This is a genomic window from Halorubrum sp. Atlit-28R (assembly GCF_003665955.1).
Classification (GTDB): Archaea; Halobacteriota; Halobacteria; order Halobacteriales; family Haloferacaceae; genus Halorubrum; species Halorubrum tropicale.
The window spans coordinates 1-452 of record NZ_QPLS01000242.1 but is presented as its reverse complement, the minus strand read 5'-3'; the positions used below and the strand labels follow the sequence as shown (position 1 = coordinate 452).

General features: G+C 50.9%; 1 protein-coding gene. It reads right to left on the bottom strand.

Annotated features, from left to right (window positions below):
- The coding region (locus DVK06_RS19735) for an SDR family NAD(P)-dependent oxidoreductase (RefSeq protein WP_394345533.1) at positions 1-132 on the bottom strand (132 nt) is incomplete at its 3' end.
- Between the last annotated feature and the right edge of the window lie 320 nt (positions 133-452).

Sequence of the window (452 nt, the reverse complement as noted above, 5' to 3'; positions counted from 1 at the left end):
AGATACCGTTGCTTCGGCTGCCTGCCGGTCGCTTCGATAACTGATACAGACCGCGTAGCCGCGTGCTGCCGCTAGCCTGGCGGTAGCAGCACCGATACCGCGGCTGCCGCCGGTGATAACAATGACTTTCATATCCATGTTGCTGCACCCCGTAAAGCAGTCCGCCGCCAATAAATAGCCCGCTGTCAGATGGAACTTTATTGACAGTGGTAGTGTTCCAAATAGTGTAGCGCCAATTCCAGCATACAAACATTCTGTATTTCGACATAAAGAAGCATTTCTGCATTCGACCCACTTATTTTCTATGTCATCGTTATTTGCAAATGCGCAGCTGACCGGCCTGCCCCCTGTGCTGAATCGGGAAACGCGGACCCTTATCCTTGGAAGTTTTCCAGGCGAAAAATCCTTGAAAGCGAAACAGTACTATGCACATCCACGCAATCAGTTCTGGC